Annotated in this window: 11 protein-coding genes; 5 read left to right on the top strand and 6 right to left on the bottom strand. The window is 73.3% G+C overall.

Annotation, left to right across the window (positions count from 1 at the left end; all coding sequences use genetic code 11):
• A complete protein-coding gene (locus tag ACFZCP_RS09790) occupies positions 1-582 on the bottom strand; it encodes a 2Fe-2S iron-sulfur cluster-binding protein (protein WP_391425691.1) in 582 nt (193 codons plus the stop codon).
• The gene (locus ACFZCP_RS09795; protein ID WP_362684956.1) at positions 582-1,475 is read right to left on the bottom strand and encodes an FAD binding domain-containing protein; all 894 of its coding nucleotides are present in this window, start codon (positions 1,473-1,475) and stop codon (positions 582-584) included. Before ACFZCP_RS09795 ends, ACFZCP_RS09790 begins: the two co-directional genes overlap by 1 nt.
• A 347-nt stretch (positions 1,476-1,822) precedes the next feature.
• Between ACFZCP_RS09795 and ACFZCP_RS09800 the strand changes: the two genes are divergently transcribed.
• From ACFZCP_RS09800 to ACFZCP_RS09810, 3 genes are all read left to right on the top strand, one after another.
• Positions 1,823-3,496, top strand: a complete 1,674-nt coding sequence (locus ACFZCP_RS09800) for a PucR family transcriptional regulator ligand-binding domain-containing protein (protein WP_391425693.1) — start codon at positions 1,823-1,825, stop codon at positions 3,494-3,496.
• A gap of 151 nt (positions 3,497-3,647) precedes the next feature.
• Positions 3,648-4,430: a hypothetical protein gene (locus ACFZCP_RS09805; protein WP_391425695.1), complete on the top strand. Its 783-nt coding sequence runs from the start codon at positions 3,648-3,650 to the stop codon at positions 4,428-4,430.
• 109 nt (positions 4,431-4,539) lie between these two features.
• Positions 4,540-5,199 (top strand): tetratricopeptide repeat protein, encoded by a 660-nt coding sequence (locus ACFZCP_RS09810; protein WP_391425698.1) that lies wholly within the window; start codon positions 4,540-4,542, stop codon positions 5,197-5,199.
• Positions 5,200-5,368: 169 nt separating this feature from the next.
• On the opposite strand, the gene ACFZCP_RS09815 is transcribed toward ACFZCP_RS09810, so the two are convergent.
• Entirely contained in the window at positions 5,369-6,151 is a 783-nt protein-coding gene (locus ACFZCP_RS09815) for an FCD domain-containing protein (protein WP_391425700.1), read from the bottom strand.
• Between the two features lie 1,182 nt (positions 6,152-7,333).
• On the opposite strand from ACFZCP_RS09815, the gene ACFZCP_RS09820 reads away from it, so the two are divergent.
• On the top strand, positions 7,334-8,377 hold the full coding sequence (locus tag ACFZCP_RS09820) for a DUF2637 domain-containing protein (RefSeq protein WP_362684941.1): 1,044 nt from the start codon (positions 7,334-7,336) through the stop codon (positions 8,375-8,377).
• 150 nt (positions 8,378-8,527) lie between these two features.
• On the opposite strand, the gene ACFZCP_RS09825 is transcribed toward ACFZCP_RS09820, so the two are convergent.
• The 3 genes from ACFZCP_RS09825 to ACFZCP_RS09835 form a co-directional block, all read right to left on the bottom strand.
• Entirely contained in the window at positions 8,528-8,977 is a 450-nt protein-coding gene (locus ACFZCP_RS09825) for an ATP-binding protein (RefSeq protein WP_391425702.1), read from the bottom strand.
• Positions 8,978-9,305: 328 nt separating this feature from the next.
• Positions 9,306-11,048: a pyruvate dehydrogenase gene (locus ACFZCP_RS09830; RefSeq protein ID WP_391425704.1), complete on the bottom strand. Its 1,743-nt coding sequence runs from the start codon at positions 11,046-11,048 to the stop codon at positions 9,306-9,308.
• Between the two features lie 69 nt (positions 11,049-11,117).
• Positions 11,118-12,794 carry a protein phosphatase 2C domain-containing protein gene (locus tag ACFZCP_RS09835; RefSeq protein WP_391425706.1) on the bottom strand — a complete coding sequence of 559 codons (1,677 nt, stop codon included), beginning with the start codon at positions 12,792-12,794 and terminating at the stop codon, positions 11,118-11,120.
• Between the two features lie 463 nt (positions 12,795-13,257).
• Between ACFZCP_RS09835 and ACFZCP_RS09840 the strand changes: the two genes are divergently transcribed.
• Positions 13,258-14,247, top strand: coding sequence for a helix-turn-helix domain-containing protein (locus ACFZCP_RS09840; RefSeq protein WP_391425708.1), 990 nt, complete (start codon positions 13,258-13,260; stop codon positions 14,245-14,247).
• Positions 14,248-14,261 lie beyond the last annotated feature (14 nt).

A 14,261-nucleotide genomic window follows, 5' to 3' on the forward strand; every position in this document is an offset into this window, starting at 1 on the left:
TCAGACCCCCTCGGACTGGCGTGCGGCCGCCAGGCGGACCGCGTCCATGATCTTCTCGTAGCCCGTGCAGCGACACAGGTTGCCCGACAGTGCCTCGCGGATGTCCGCGTCGGTCGGGTTCGGGTTGTTCTCCAGCATCTCGTCGGCCGCCACCAGCAGACCCGGGGTGCAGAAGCCGCACTGGACGGCGCCGGCGTCGATGAACGCCTGCTGGATCGGGGAGAGTTCGGTGCCCTCGCCGGTCTGCGAGTCGGTGCCCTTGGCCTGCCATCCCTTGGCCGCGTCGAGCGAGGTGCCGCAGGCGCCGGTCGCGCAGCCGCCCTCGGCGCGCTGCTTGGCGAAGTCCGCGAGGCCCTCGACGGTGACGACCTCGCGGCCCTCGACCTGGCCGGCCGCGACGAGGCAGGAACAGACCGGGACGCCGTCCAGGCGGACCGTGCAGGAGCCGCACTCGCCCTGCTCGCAGGCGTTCTTGGAGCCGGGCAGGCCGAGCCGCTCGCGCAGGACGTACAGCAGGGACTCGCCCTCCCAGACGTCGTCTGCTTCCTGCGGACGTCCGTTGACGGTGAAGTTGACACGCATTACGCAGCTCCCTCCGAGGCGCGGCGGGTGCCGCGGTACGACTCCCAGGTCCAGGTGAGCGTCCGGCGGGCCATGACGCCGACCGCGTGACGGCGGTAGCTGGCGGTGCCCCGGACGTCGTCGATCGGGTTGCAGGCGGCGGAGCACAGGTCCGCGAACTGCTTGGCGACCGACGGGGTGATGATCTTTCCGTTGTCCCAGAAGCCGCCCTCTTCGAGCGCCGCGTTCAGGAAGTCCTCGGCCGTCTTGGCCCGCACGGGCGTCGGGGCGGCGGAGCCGATGCCGGTCCGGACGGTGCGGGTCTCGGGGTGCAGGGCGAGGCCGAACGCGCACACCGCGATGACCATGGCGTTGCGGGTGCCGACCTTGGAGTACTGCTGCGGGCCGTCCGCCTTCTCGATGTGCACGGCGCGGATCAGCTCGTCGGGCTGGAGCGCGTTGCGCTTGACGCCGGTGTAGAACTCGTCGATCGGGATCAGGCGGGTGCCGCGGGCCGCCGACTCCGCCTCGACCTGTGCGCCTGCCGCGAGGAGGGCGGGGTGGGCGTCACCGGCGGGCGAGGCCGTGCCGAGGTTGCCGCCGACGCCGCCGCGGTTGCGGATCTGCGGGGAGGCGACCGTGTGCGAGGCGAGCGCGAGACCAGGCAGCTCGGCACGGAGATTCTGCATGATCCTGGTGTACGGGACGGAGGCACCCAGCCGGACGGTGTCCTCGCCGACCTCCCACTCGGTGAGGTCGCCGATGCGGTTCAGGTCGAGCAGGTACTCGGGCCTGCGGTGGTCGAAGTTGATCTCGACCATCACATCGGTGCCACCCGCAATCGGCACAGCGGTGGGGTGCTCGGCCTTAGCGGCGAGCGCCTCCTCCCAGCTGGCGGGGCGAAGGAAGTCCATGACCGGCTCTCTTCTTCTTCGTCTCGTGGGTCGTACGTATTGAGCCAATCCGTGTGCGGCGGGCCCGGCTCGTTCATGTCCTGTTAACGCGGAGTGGACTTAGTACACCGCTCCGTGCTCCGGCGAGGTCAGTCACCGAAACCATGAAGGAGTTGGCTGGCCACGGTGACCATCTTGTAGATTCGTATGAACGGAGGTCATCGGTAACCTCTCCGTTTTCCTCGGGAAACGCAGGACACAGCCCCGACGACCCCGGAGTACGGCCTGTGCGCCTCCGCGCCGGGTCCCTCCCCCGTCACCCATCAAGATTCATCGTAGGTTTCGAGACATAGAACGGCGGCGACGAAATGCGGCTTCGCGCACTTCTGGACACCGATGCGCTGGGCCTGCGGCTGCTCGGCGGCGAGGACGAGCTGGACCGATCGGTACGCGGGGTGATGACCACCGACCTGCGCGACCCGAGCCGCTACCTCTCCGGTGGCGAGCTGGTGCTGACGGGCCTGGCCTGGCGCCGGGACGCGGACGACTCCGAGCCGTTCGTGCGCATCCTGGTCCAGAGCGGGGTGGCGGCGCTGGCGGCCGGCGAGGCGGAGCTGGGCGATGTGCCGGACGACCTGGTGCTGGCCTGCGTACGGCACCGGCTGCCACTGTTCGCGGTGCACGAGTCGGTGGCCTTCGCGACGATCACCGAGCACGTCGTGCGGCAGGTGTCCGGCGAGCGGGCCGGGGACCTGGCGGCCGTGGTGGACCGGCACCGCAGGATGATGACCTCGGGACCGGCGGGCGGCGGCCCGGACGTGGTCCTGGACCTGCTCGGCTCCGACCTGGACCTGCGGGCCTGGGTGCTCTCCCCCACCGGCCGGCTGATCGCCGGCCCCAAGGTCGCGGGCCCGGCCCTGCCGCCGGAGACCTGCGCGAAGCTCGCCGCCGAGCACTTGGCGGCCGCCCGCACGGGCCGCCGCGGACCTCACCGGGTGCTGCTGGGCGGCGCCCCCTACGCCCTCTTCCCGATCCGCTCCTCCGGCCGCTCCCCGCAGGCCGCCCGGGACGTCCGGGAGACGGTCCTGTCGGACTGGCTGCTGGCCGTCGAGGCGGACGCGGGCGACTGGCCGGACGAGCGCCTGGACCTGCTCCAGGGCGTGACCCAGCTGATCGCGGTCGAGCGGGACCGCCGGGACGCGGCGCGCACGGTGCGGCGCCGGCTCGCCCAGGAGGTGCTGGAGCTGGTGCAGACGGGCGCCGCTCCCGCCGAGATCGCCGCACGCCTCAGGGTGGCCGCGCCGGTGCTGCTGCCCGGGCTCGGGGCGGCCCCGCACTGGCAGGTGGTCGTGGCCCGCGTCGAGTGGGAGGGCAGCGACGAGGAGGCCGGCCCGGTCGCCCAGGCGCTGCTGGAGGAGGTCCTGGTCGATCCGCAGGCCACCGGCCCGGAGCCCCTGGACCGTATCGCCGTCGCGCACACGGGCGACGAGGCGATCGCCCTGGTACCCCTGCCCGCGGTCTCCACCGAGCACGACGGCTCGGAGACCGGCCTGCTGGCCGACGCGCTCCTGCAGGCGGTCCGCGAGCCGCTGTCGGCGGGCCTGAACGACGACGGGCGGCTCACCCTCGGCGTGAGTGCGGCCGTGCACTCCGCGGAGGGGCTGCGCGGCGCGCTGGAGGAGGCCCGGCACGCCCGCCGGGTGGCGGCGGCCCGTCCCGGCCGCGTGTGCGCGGCCGGCCACCAGGAACTGGCCTCGCACGTCCTGCTGCTCCCGTTCGTCCCGGACGACGTCCGCCGCGCCTTCACCGCCCGTCTGCTGGACCCCCTGACGGACTACGACCGCCGCCACCGGGCCGAGCTGATCCCGACCCTGGAGGCGTTCCTGGACTGCGACGGCTCCTGGACCCGCTGCGCCACCCGGCTCCACCTGCACGTCAACACGCTGCGCTACCGGGTCGGCCGTATCGAGCAGTTGACGGGACGGGACCTGTCGCGCCTGGAGGACAAGCTGGACTTCTTCCTGGCACTGCGCATGAGCTGAGCCGACACGGGTGTGGGGCGGCGAAACCAAGTCACGCCAATGCCCCACTACTTTGTGAAATCTTTCACCCACCCCCTTGGCCCGGCCCGGGCATTGGTGCTGGAATGCCGCCACCACTCAACAGCTCGATGGCGTGCTCGGGGAGGGCAACGTGGCGCATTCCGCCATGTCTGGTAACGGAACGACCGCCGGTGACGATCCTCTCCAGACCGCGGTGTGGCGGTTGCGCTCACGGGCCTGCTGGGCGGATGCGGCGGCCCTGCTGCCACCCGACACCCCGACGGCCTCGCTGCAGCGGGCCGCGCTCCTGGTCGAACGGTGCCTGTACACCGAGCGGGGCTGGGAGGAGGCCGAGGACGCACTGCGTACGGCCGAGGCGCTGGCACACACCGACGAGGAGCGCGGGGCCGCCGCCTGCGAGCGCGGTCAACTCGCCTACGCCGCCACGCTGCACACCGTCCGGGACCGGGCGGACGAGGCGCGGGCCGCGCTCGGACGGGCGGCGGCGCTGATCCCTCCGGGAGGTGCGACACGGGCGTTGCTGGACTTCCGCAGGGGGCTGCTGGCCGAGAACCTCACCCGCTCGCCGCAGGCGGCCCGCGCCGCCTACCGCCGGGCCCACGCGGGCGCCAGCGCGCACGCCGACCCGCTGCTCCTCTCCTTCACCTGGCGCCATCTGGCCGGACTCGCCCTACGGGACGGCGAGTTGGCCGAGGCTCGGCACGGATTCGCCGAGTCCCTGAGGATCCGGGAGGAGCTGGGCTATCTGGTGGGTACGGCCCCCGCGCTCGCGTCCTTGGCGGACACGGAGTCCGAGCCGGAGGCGTCGCGGCTGCGGGAGGAGGCCGGGCGGCTGTTCCGCCTGCTCGGGGGTGTCCCCACATGGCTGGCCCGCCAGTTGTCACCGCCGGCGGCCGGGGCGGCGACGGCCTAGCACCCGGGGCGAGGACGGTCCGGGAGCCGCGCCCGGGACATTCCCGGCTGCCCCCGGGAGCGCGGAGTTACCCTCGGCACGGTCATCGTCCGACGGGGAGGGGCAGGACATGCACGAGCAGGACTGGACCGGGCCTGCGGGAGAGCTGTTCGAAGCGGCGATGTTCGGCGGGGACGCGTCCGCGCTCGACAGGTCCGACGACCTGCTCGACGGGGTCGAGGCGCAGCTCGCCATGGCACGGGGCAAGGTGCTGCACGTCCGCTTCCTGAACGACCGCGAGGAGGACGGCCGGGAACTCGTGCTGTTCGAGCGCGCGGCCGAGCTGTACCGGCGTCTGGGGGACGTGTCGGGCGAGGCGAACGCGTTGTTCTGGGTCGGCTGCTGGCACCAGGTGGTCAAGGGCGACGGCGCCACCGGCATGCCGTACTTCGAGCGGTCGTACGCGCTGGCGCGGTCCGTCGACGACCGGATGACGATGTCCTACGCGATACGCCATCTCGCCTTCGCCGACAAGGACGCGGGCCGCTTCGACCAGGCGCGTGAGCGGTTCACCGCATCGGTGGCACTGCGCCGGGAGATCGGCTTCAGGCCCGGGGAGGCGGCCGGCCTGGTGGCGCTGGCCTACCTCGCGGCCGAGACCGGCGACCCTTCGACGGCGCTCCGCCGACTCGACGAGGCAGAGTCGGTCGCCGAGAGCTGCGGCGCCAAGGCCGTGTCGGGGTGGATCGAGGAGGCCCGCACGCACATCGGCGCCCAGAAGCCTAGGTGAAGACGCGGGCCACCACCCCTCACCGAGCCCCGGCAGCACTGCCATGGCAACGAGCCCAGGCACTGGAGGGGCGCGGGGAACTGCGCGAGCGGCCACGGCGGACCGCACCCGGCGGACGGGCCGCACCGGCAGACGCACCGCGCCCGGCGGCCCTCCCGGCAGGACCCGCTCAGCGCGCGCCCGCGAAGTGCTCGCCCACCAGCTTCCGCACGATGTCGAGATCCTGCGCGATCAGCGCCTCCAGCAACGCCGTGTGTTCCGCCGCGTCCGCCACCAGGTCCGCGCGGCCGTGCCGGACCGGGCCGTCCACGGGCGGCCACTGGGACCGCCGGTGCAGATCCTCCGCGACCTGCACCAGCTGCGCGTTGCCCGACAGGGTGAGCACCGCCCGGTGGAAGGCCCGGTCGGACTCCGCGTACGTCGCCGCGCAGCCGGTGGAGGCCGCACGTACCGTCGCCTCCGCGAGAGGCCGCAGCTCGGCCCATCGCTCGCCCGGCACCGTGTGGGCGAGCCGCAGCATCACCGGGACCTCGATCAGGGCCCGCACCTCGGCCAGCTCGGCCAGCTCCCGAGCCCCCCGCTCGACGACCCGGAAGCCGCGGTTGGGCACGACCTCGACCGCGCCCTCCAGAGCAAGCTGCTGCATGGCTTCGCGCACCGGCGTCGCCGAGACCCCGAAGCGTTCGCCGAGGACCGGCGCCGAGTAGACCTCCCCCGGCTGCAGCTCACCCGCCACCAGCGCCGTCCGCAGCGCGTCCAGGATCTGTCCGCGCACCGACGAGCGCTGCACGACGGCCCGCGGCCGTGGGATCGGCTGCTCGGCGTGCGTGTGCTCGCCCCGTGCGCCCGGCACGGCAGTGTCCCACTCCCGGGCCACGTCCCGCGCACGCTGCTGCGCAGGCACCCGGGCGGCGCCCTGTGCCCCGGCGGGGCTGTGCACGCCCTGCTTCACGGGGTCCTCCTCCGACCGGTCGGCACTTGGGTCATTAACGGCGGGTTGTCACTTGTCCGTCAAGCACCTTAGGCGCACAAGACGGCGGTTCAAACTCCCCGAAGAGAAGGTAAGGCTAGGCTTGCCTCTGAGATTTCACCCCCTCCTGGCGATCGGCGATCCGCCGTGCCCGCCACGGCCTGACCGCCCACCGCCGCGCATGCCCGACCCGCCGGAATCCATCCGGGCCCGGCCATGGTCGCCCTCGATCCGGTGGAGCCCAGGCCCGCAGGTGAGAGATGAGTCACCGCCGACGGGGCCCGCGGCGGGCGGCAGCGGCTCGACACCCTTACCGCCCGGGACGAGGCACAGCTGCTGTGCGACCACGGACCCCGAACCCACTCGGACCACCCGGACCCACCCGAACGTCGCCGCGGCCCTCGGGCCTCGGGCCGCACCGCCACACCCCACCGGCCGACTCGTCTCCCGAACACCGCGCGCCGAACACCGTCCGCCGAAGACCGTCCGTGGAACACCGTCCATGGTTGCCGCGCCGTCGGGCCACCCCCGGCCGCTCGCGGCGGACACGGAGACACGGAGACGCGGGCCCGGAGACGCGGACACGGAGACGAAGGCGCCGGCACGAAGACCCGGGCACGGAACCGCGAGGCGGACTCGTGGGCGCGGAGACGCGGACGCGCGCCGCTACGTGTGCCGCGCGCGCATCCGAGAGGCGCCTGCGCCCCACCTACCCCAACACCCGCACACCCGCACACCCGCACACCCGCACACCCGCACACCCGCACACCCGCACACCCGCACACCCGCACGACGATCACATGACCAATCCCGCAACGGTTGCCAAACTCCCGGCGCTGACTGCTTCTTGACGCTGTCTCAGGTCATGAACACGCCTCCGGTTCCTCTAGGATCTTCGGGGCCGGACCACCCACCCCGGACAACCCCCGGACTGGTCATTCACCATTCCCCCACCCGTCGCGGGAACTTTCCGAGGAACCATCCGTACGGGTAGTCTTATTCGAACTCAACTCCCGCCCCTCACGCGGCAGTTCGAGCAGAACGTCGTCGTGGGCATCCCCTTGCATATTTATGACGGCCTCTTGCCCCGAAACCCCCTGAGGGTCCTCGGGAGTGGGCCACTATGGCGGGCGTTACGCCCTATCCCAATGCAAGGGACCCCTGATGAGACTGACCGACATATCGCTGAACTGGCTGCTTCCCGGCGCCGTACTGCTCCTGGGCATGCTGGCGGCGGTGGCGGTGCTCGCGCGCGGCAAGCGCTCCTCCGGGGAGAACGCGAGCGCGGACGACTCCTGGGAGCGCAGCGAGGAGCGTCGCAGACGCAAAGAGGCCGTCTACGGCACCGCCTCCTACGTGTTGCTGTTCTGCTGTGCGGCCGTGGCGGCCGCGCTGTCCTTCCACGGCCTGGTCGGCTTCGGCGAGCAGAACCTCGGGCTGACCGGCGGATGGCAGTACCTGGTGCCGTTCGGCCTGGACGGCGCGGCGATGTTCTGCTCCGTCCTCGCCGTGCGCGAGGCAAGCCACGGTGACGCGGCCCTCGGTTCCCGGATACTGGTCTGGATGTTCGCGGCGGCCGCGGCCTGGTTCAACTGGGTGCACGCGCCGAGGGGCGCGGGTCACGACGGCGCCCCCCAGTTCTTCTCCGGCATGTCGCTGTCCGCGGCCGTCCTGTTCGACCGCGCGCTGAAGCAGACCCGCCGTGCCGCCCTGCGCGAGCAGGGACTGGTGCCGCGTCCGCTGCCGCAGATCCGCATCGTGCGCTGGCTGCGGGCTCCCCGCGAGACCTACCGGGCCTGGTCGCTGATGCTCCTGGAGGGCGTGCGCAGCCTGGACGAGGCCGTCGAGGAGGTCCGCGACGACCGTCGGCAGAAGGAGGAGGCGCGGCAGCGCCGGCGCGACCAGCAGCGGGTGGAGCGTGCCCAGCTGAAGGCCATCAGCCGGGGCCACCGCGGTTTCGTCGGCCGCACGGGCGCCCGCCAGGTCGAGATGCAGGCCGTGGAGCGCGGCCCCGCGCAGGCCACCGCGGAGCCTGCCATATCCGCGCCGGAGCCACTGCCCGTACGCTCTCGGCCGTCCCTTCAGCCGGTTCGCAAGGGGACTGAGCAGGTCACCGTCGACCTCACGGCCGAGGACGACACGATGGCCCTGCCGCGCCTGGACTCCCTGGAGCGCAAGCTCAAGGACCTGGAGCAGCAGTTCGGCTAGGCGCCCTGCGCCTGGGCCGGCGCCTCACCGCGGTTCCGCCGTGGCCGGCCGCCCGGTTCCCCGCGCCCCTTCGGGGCGCTCGACGTACCCCGGGGCGGGGGCGTGACCACACGGGTCACGCCCCCGCCCCGTTGCCGTCTCGGGTCCGCCTCAGGCGGCCTCGGCGCCGAGTTCGAACCACACCGACTTGCCCACCCCGTGCGGCCGTACGCCCCAGGCGTCCGCGAGGGACTCGACCAGGACCAGCCCCCGGCCGTGGGTGCCGTCCCCCGTGTCCGGTGCGCACGGGCGCGGCCTGCGGGCCACGAAGTCCCGTACCTCCACGCGCAGTCCGTGCGACGAGACGACGGCGGTCAGCACGGCGTCTTCGTCGGTGTGCACCAGCGCGTTGGTGACGAGTTCGCTGGTGAGCAGTTCGGCTATCTCCGAGCGGCCGGGCTTGCCCCAGTGCCGCAGCAGTTCGCGCAGTTCCCGGCGCGCCTCGGGCACCGCCCTGAGGTCCGCCCGTCCCAGCCTGCGCCTGAGCTGGGACGCGTACGCCCGATCCGTGATGGTGTCGGTCTCTTCCCCCGCCTTCGCCGAGGACGCCTCGACGGCCACGGGACCGCCCCCTCGCGCCTGCCTCTTCATGGCCCCCGCCCGCACGTTGCCGAACCTGCCCCTCCTGGTCGAACACGTTCACGGGAATCCATGCCCAACGCTCTTGTGGGCACGCATGCCCCCCCGCCGACGGCCGTCTGTTCGGCCACACCCGTACGGCCCCCCGGCCGGCCCCGTGGCACCCCCGCACCCGCCCCGGACCCGCCAGGACCGCCGTACCACGCCACGGGCGTCCCATCCCGGCAGGGCGCGGCCGTCCGCCGGCGGTGGTCGACGGGCCGTCACACGGCGTGAATCTGGCCGGAAACCACCGCTCCGGTCGGCTCGTTCAGGGCCGGGGGACGTTGCGCAGATTGGAGCGGGCCATCTGGACCATGCGGCCGACGCCGCCGTCCAGCACCATCTTCGAGGCGGACAGCGCGAACCCGGTGACCATCTCCTTGCTGATCTTCGGCGGGATGGACAGGGCGTTGGGGTCGGTGACGATGTCCACCAGGGCGGGACCCTTGTGCCGGAACGCGTCCTTGAGCGCCCCGGCGAGCTGCTTGGGTTTCTCCACCCGCACCCCGTGGGCACCGCAGGCCCGTGCGACGGCGGCGAAGTCGGGGTTGGTGTTGGCGGTGCCGTACGAGGGCAGTCCGGCCACCAGCATCTCCAGCTCCACCATGCCGAGGGAGGAGTTGTTGAACAGCACGACCTTGACGGGAAGGTCGTACTGCACCAGCGTCAGGAAGTCGCCCATCAGCATGGAGAATCCGCCGTCGCCGGACAGGGAGACGACCTGTCGGCGCCGGTCGGTGAACTGGGCGCCGATCGCCATGGGCAGCGCGTTCGCCATCGAGCCGTGCGAGAAGGAGCCGATGATCCTGCGGCGGCCGTTGGGCGAGATGTAGCGGGCGGCCCACACGTTGCACATGCCCGTGTCGACGGTGAAGACCGCGTCGTCGGCGGCGACCTCGTCCAGCACGGCGGCCACGTACTCCGGATGGATGGGCACGTGCTTCTCGACCTTGCGCGTGTACGCCTTGACCACGCCCTCCAGCGCGTCGGCGTGTTTCTTCAGCATCTTGTCGAGGAAGCGCCGGTCGGTCTTCTCCCGCACCCGCGGGATCAGACAGCGCAGCGTCTCGCGGACATCGCCCCACACGGCGAGGTCGAGCCGGGAGCGGCGGCCGAGCACCTCGGGCCGCACGTCGATCTGGGCGATCTGCACGTCGTCCGGCAGGAAGGCGTTGTACGGGAAGTCGGTGCCGAGCAGGATCAGCAGGTCGCACTCGTGGGTGGCCTCGTAGGCCGCGCCGTAGCCGAGCAGCCCGCTCATGCCGACGTCGTACGGGTTGTCGTACTGGATCCACTCCTTGCCGCGCAGCGCATGCCCCACGGGCGACTTGATCCGCCCGGCGAACTGCATGACCTCGGCGTGTGCGCCGGCCGTGCCGCTGCCGCAGAAGAGGGTGACCCGGCCGGCCTTGTCGATCATCTCCACGAGCCGGTCGAGCTCGGCGTCACCGGGCCGGACGGTGGGCCGGGAGGTGACGAGGGCACTCTCCAGGGGCTTGTCCGGGGCGGGTTCGGCGGCGATGTCGCCCGGCAGCGACACCACGCTCACCCCGCTCTGGCCGACCGCGTGCTGGATGGCGGTCTGCAGCAGCCGTGGCATCTGCTTCGGGCTGGAGATCAGCTCGCTGTAGTGGCTGCACTCCTGGAACAGCCGGTCCGGGTGGGTCTCCTGGAAGTAGCCGAGGCCGATCTCGCTGGAGGGGATGTGCGAGGCGAGGGCGAGCACGGGGGCCATGGAGCGGTGGGCGTCGTACAGGCCGTTGATGAGGTGCAGATTGCCGGGGCCGCAGGAGCCGGCGCAGGCGGCCAGCTTCCCGGTGACCTGGGCCTCCGCGCCGGCCGCGAAGGCGGCGGTCTCCTCGTGGCGCACATGGATCCAGTCGATGGCGGCGTTGCGGCGGACGGCGTCCACAACCGGGTTCAGGCTGTCCCCGACGACGCCGTAGAGGCGGCGCACGCCGGCGCGGACGAGGATGTCGACGAACTGTTCGGCGACGTTCTGTTTGGCCATGGCGGTCGTCTGCCCCTTCGATGTCCCGGGATGCGCGTCTCCCGTTCCATCAATCCACAGGGGCCGCGGTTACGCCTCCCACACGGCCGCCGCCGTACGGTCGTCGGCGTAGCCCTTGACCCGTACCTGGGCGTCCGCGAGGAACGCGGCCAGGCCCGGCGCCGCGCGGCGGGACCAGCGGCGGGCCAGGTAGGCACAGAGGGCGGCCTCCCCGCGCAGCGGATCGGCCAGGCCGCCGGTGCACATCACCAGCACATCACCCGGACGGGCTACCGAGGCGCGGAAGCGGAACGGCTCCCGGGGCGGTTCGGGGGCAGGCTCGTACGGGCTCGGCGGGGTCGGGATGCCGAGGTCCATGGTGAGCCGGTCGCCCTCCGGGGTCTCGGCGGGCGGCGAGCCGAAACCGAGGACGGGTCCGCCGGCCTCGGCGGCGGACACGCGCGGCTCGACGTCCTGCCACTCGCCGTCCCGCAGCCGGAACAGGCCCCCTTCGCCCGCGCCGAAGAACACCCGGGTCCGGCAGTCCGGGTCGGCGGGCAGCAGCAGGCAGCGCAGGCTCGCCGTGTACTCCTCGGCATCCAGGCCCTGTTCGAGCGCGCCGGCGCGCAGTCGGCCGAGGCTGCGGTCCGTCAGGCGGTGCAGTCCGGACTTCAGCTCGCCGCGCCGGGCGGCCCGGATGTCCGCGACCAGGCTTCGATGGCTGCGGCCCACGGCCCGTCCGATCAGCCGACAGGCCTCGGCCGCGGCCAGATGCGCGCCCGGTGCGGCCCGCGCGCCGGTCGCCATCGCGACGAGCAGCAGCGCCTGCTCCCCCGTCCCGAACCGCGCGGTGAGCAGTGCGTCCCGGCGCGGCTCGCCCCGGTACCGCCCCGAGTCCCCACGCAGCGACACCGCCCGCAGCGTGCAGGCCCCGTACCGGGCGCCGTCCAGGACGGTGTCGGCGACCAGTTCACCGAGGTCGTCGGGGTCGGCGGCGGGCAGTGCGGTGGGCTCGGGGTCGTAGGTCGGGGGGCCGGAACCGACGTAGTCGAGGGAGGAGGGCGGCGGGGGCGGGGGCGGCGGTGAGGACAGGGCCGCTGAGGGCGGGGCGGCTGGTGCGGGGGGCCGGTCCGCGGGGGGCGGGGCGGGGAATCCGTCCGCATGCGGCGGTGGGGAGGGCCGGTCCACGCGGGGCGGGGCGGCTGGTGCGGTGAGCCGGTCCGCACGGGGCGGGGCGGGGAATCCGTCCGCATGCGGCGGTGGGGAGGGCCGGTCCACGCGGGGCGGGGCAAAGGGCCTGCCCGCAGCGGGCGGGGCCTGCATCCGGTCCCCGTCCTCGGCCGGCGGGGGCGGGAAGGTCGCCGAGGACCCGGGCTCGTCGGCCGGAGGTTCCCAGGGGGCGCGCTGCCGGGGCGGTGCCGTGCCCGGGGGTGGTGCGGTGCCCTGTCCGGCCGGAGGCGGCGCGGCGTCCCGTCCCGTCGCGGCGGGCGGCGTCGCCGGTGACGCCGGTGACGCCGGTGACGCCGGTGACGCCGCCCGCTGCAGGGGGACCGCGGGCTCCCTGCGCGGTTCCGCACGCGGATCCCGGGGAGACGTGCCCCCCGTTGACCCGCCGGGCCGCCCCGTCACGGCGTTCCTCGCCGAGGTGAAGCGGTCGTCCAGGGAATCGGACCCGGCCGTGGGGCCGGTGTCCTCGGTGGCGTCGTCGTACAGCTGGCCCCACCAGTCGTCCTCGTGACGGGCGGGGCTGCCCCCCTGCTGGCTCATGCCCCTAATTGTCCACCGCACGGGCCGGTTGGAAACGGGGCATGGGGAAAATCCGGCGCACGAGCCCGCGTCGAACGACGTATCGGGGGACAGCCCGAACTCCCGTACGGGAGAAGGATGATGGCCGCCGGACGGCCCCACCCCCCACGGGAGGACCGCCCGGCGACATCCGGGGTGACCCGGCCCCGCATCCCCTTCGCGCGCGCCCGCGCACGTCCGGGCCCGAGTCACCGGCTCGCGCGACCGGTGCCGCCGAGGCACCGGCCGAGTGGCCCGATGGTGGCTTGGTTTCCTGGGAGGCGGCTGTGAGCCGTGCGCCCGGCCGTGCGTCCCAGGTGCTGCCACCTTGGCAGAGTCACCGCCGGTACGACGATGATGGGCGACGGCGGGTTTGCGCCATGGCCGTTTTCCGCCAGGGCGCCATCGCTCGGAGGGCTGGTTCTCAAGGGAGGGACGCGGGGCGATGCTGGCAGCGATAGGCCTGGACGGGACGCACGAGGCGGCGTACCGGGCGCTGGTGTCCGTGGGCGCCGCGGAGGTGGCCGATCTGGCACGGCGCCTGTCGCTGGCCGAGCCGGACACCGAGCGCGCGCTGCGCCGGCTGGAGCGGCAGGGCCTGGCGGCCCAGTCCCCGGCCCGCCCGGGCCGCTGGGTGGCCGCACCGCCCGGGGTGGCGCTGGGCGCGCTGCTCACCCGGCAGCGGCACGAGCTGGAGCAGGCGGAGCTGGCGGCAGCGCTGCTCGCCGAGGAGTACCGGGCCGCCGCCGCCGAGCCCGAGGTGCACGATCTGGTGGAGGTGGTGACCGGTGCGTCGGCGGTCGCGCAGCGCTTCCTCCAGCTCCAGCTGGGGGCCGCCGAGGAAGTGTGCGCGCTGGTCACCGGAAATCCGGTGGTGGTCTCCGGGACGGACAACGAGGCCGAGGAGCAGGCGGCCGGGCGCGGGGTCCGCTACCGCGTGGCGGTCGAGCGGTCGGTGCTGGACCTGCCGGACGGGCTCACCGAACTCACGGCGGCGCTCGGCCGGAACGAGCAGGTGCGGGTGGTGGACCGGGTGCCGACGAAACTGGTGATCGCCGACCGCTCCCTCGCCATGGTGCCGCTCACCTCGCGCTCGGCCGAGCCGGCCGCGCTCGTGGTGCACGCGAGCGGACTGCTGGAGCTGCTGGCCGGGCTGTTCGAGTCGGTGTGGCGCGAGGCGCTGCCGCTGAGACTGGGCGCGTCCGGGGTGACCGAACAGCGGCCCGACGGCCCGGACGCGACCGATCTGGAGGTGCTGTCGCTGCTGCTGGCCGGGCTGACCGACGCGAGCGTGGCCAAGCAGCTCGACCTGGGCCTGAGGACCGTGCAGCGGCGGGTGAAGCGGCTGATGGTGCTGACCGGGGTGACGACCCGGCTGCAGCTGGGCTGGCATGCCTACGAGCGGGGCTGGGTGTCCCGCGAGAGCTCTCGCTGACCTGCGGCTTCTTC

It is taken from the genome of Streptomyces sp. NPDC007971, from assembly GCF_042958635.1.
Taxonomy (GTDB): Bacteria; Actinomycetota; Actinomycetes; order Streptomycetales; family Streptomycetaceae; genus Streptomyces.

Bases quoted from the DNA above. Each gene is read 5' to 3' on its own strand.
- ACFZCP_RS09790 (WP_391425691.1), bottom strand. From the start codon at position 582: ATGCGTGTCAACTTCACCGTCAACGGACGTCCGCAGGAAGCAGACGAC.
- ACFZCP_RS09795 (WP_362684956.1), bottom strand. From the start codon at position 1,475: ATGGACTTCCTTCGCCCCGCCAGCTGGGAGGAGGCGCTCGCCGCTAAG.
- ACFZCP_RS09800 (WP_391425693.1), top strand. From the start codon at position 1,823: ATGCGGCTTCGCGCACTTCTGGACACCGATGCGCTGGGCCTGCGGCTG.
- ACFZCP_RS09810 (WP_391425698.1), top strand. From the start codon at position 4,540: ATGCACGAGCAGGACTGGACCGGGCCTGCGGGAGAGCTGTTCGAAGCG.
- ACFZCP_RS09820 (WP_362684941.1), top strand. From the start codon at position 7,334: ATGAGACTGACCGACATATCGCTGAACTGGCTGCTTCCCGGCGCCGTA.
- ACFZCP_RS09830 (WP_391425704.1), bottom strand. From the start codon at position 11,048: ATGGCCAAACAGAACGTCGCCGAACAGTTCGTCGACATCCTCGTCCGC.
- ACFZCP_RS09835 (WP_391425706.1), bottom strand. From the start codon at position 12,794: ATGAGCCAGCAGGGGGGCAGCCCCGCCCGTCACGAGGACGACTGGTGG.
- ACFZCP_RS09840 (WP_391425708.1), top strand. From the start codon at position 13,258: ATGCTGGCAGCGATAGGCCTGGACGGGACGCACGAGGCGGCGTACCGG.